The organism is Mesorhizobium sp. M7A.F.Ca.US.005.03.2.1, from assembly GCF_003997795.1.
Taxonomy (GTDB): domain Bacteria; phylum Pseudomonadota; class Alphaproteobacteria; order Rhizobiales; family Rhizobiaceae; genus Mesorhizobium; species Mesorhizobium ciceri.
In genome coordinates this window covers 1-1,618 of the sequence record NZ_RZRP01001124.1, presented here as the reverse complement: position 1 = coordinate 1,618, position 1,618 = coordinate 1, and the positions used below count along the sequence as shown (strand labels likewise).

Sequence of the window (1,618 nt, the reverse complement as noted above, 5' to 3'; positions counted from 1 at the left end):
CATCACCCAGAGTGCGGCGGCTGCCGGCAGCGTCAGGAACAGTGTGAACTCGACCGAGCGGTTTTGCAGATTGGCCGCCTCGATCAGATTGCCCGACTTCAGCGCGCGCGACAGTTCGGGCAACAGTACGATGGCGACCGCGACACCGACCACGCCGAGCGGCAACTGGTAGATGCGGTCGGCATAGGCGAGCGAGGAGACCGCGCTGTTCTGCGCCGAGGCGATCGCCGTGCCGATCAGCTGGTTGATCTGTGTGATGCCGCCGGTGATGGCCGCCGGCAGCGCCAGGATCAGCAGCCGCTTGACCGCGGGCGTCATTTTGGGACGGCGAAAGCCGATCGAGATGCCGGCATGGCGCACTGCCACCCAGACGATCGCCAGCTGCACCAGTCCGGCGGCAAGCACGCCCCAGGACAGCCCGTAGCCGACTGTGAGGGCATCCGAGCCCTTGTACCAGGCATAGGCGAGCACGCCGATCAGGATGATGTTGAGGAACACCGGCGCCACGGCGGCGGCGAAATAGCGGCGCAGCGAATTCAGCATGCCCGCCATCATCGCGCCCAGCGACATGCAGATCAGATAAGGGAACATGATCGTCGCCAGCGTCACCGTGGTGTCGAACTTCCCCGGCGTGCCGGCAAAACCCGGCGCCACCAGATAGCGCACGATCAGCGGCATCGACAGTTCCATGATGATGGTCAGCGCCAGCAGCGCCGTGAACAGCACGCCGAACACTTCCTCGGAAAAGCGCTTGGCGCCTTCGGTGCCGTGGGTCTCGATCTCCTTGGCGAACAGCGGCACGAAGGCGGCGTTGAAGGCACCCTCGGCAAACAGCCGGCGAAAGGTGTTGGGAAACTGGAAGGCGGCGTTGAAGGCATCGGCGACCGGTCCGGTGCCGAGTGCGGCGGCCATCAGCATCTCGCGGCCGAAACCGAGCGCGCGGCTCATCAGCGTGCCGGAAGCGACCGTTGCGAATTTCTTGACGAGGCTCATGCTTTTGGGAACTGCCTGCGGAATTGGGACAAAGTGATGGTCGTTGTCACTCGGCCGCCGCCCTGGACTTGCCGCCGCGTTCGGGCACGATGCCTTCGAGCGTTGCCATCAGCCGATTGCGGATGGTGGCGATGCGGGCCGGGCTATCTATCTTCTGGCCAGTGAGATCGGTGACATAGAAAGTGTCGATGACCTTTTCGCCGAAGGTGGTGATGTGGGCCGATGCGATGTCAAGCGACAGGTCGGAAAGCGTTCCGGTGATCTCCGACAGCAGCCCAGGCCGGTCGAGGCCCTCGACCTCGATGACCGAAAAACGATTCGACAGCGTGTTGCGGATTTCGGCACGCGGCGGGATCTTGAACACCTTGGAGCCGCGCCGCGGCTTGGTGCGCTTCTCGATCATTTCCGGCAGCCAGCTCTTGCCCGACAGCACGTCCTCGATCAGCCGGCCGACACGCTCGGCACGCCGGCGCTCGTCCTCGTCGCGGTCGAATTCTCTGCTGATCAGGATCGTGTCGAGCGCACGGCCGTCCGACGTCGTGAAGATCTGCGCGTCGACAATGTTGCCGCCGGCCCCGGCGCACGCCCCGGCGATGACCGAGAGCAGGCGGGGGTGGTCCTGCGC

2 protein-coding genes are annotated in these 1,618 nt (G+C 64.8%); both read right to left on the bottom strand.

Features of this window, described 5'->3' with window-relative positions:
- A partial coding sequence (gene murJ / locus EN991_RS35355) for a murein biosynthesis integral membrane protein MurJ (RefSeq protein WP_127370457.1) occupies positions 1-993 on the bottom strand: 993 nt, incomplete at its 3' end.
- Positions 994-1,039: 46 nt separating this feature from the next.
- Positions 1,040-1,618, bottom strand: a 579-nt coding sequence (locus tag EN991_RS35350; RefSeq protein WP_127370456.1) for an ACT domain-containing protein, incomplete at its 5' end; no start/stop codon positions are given.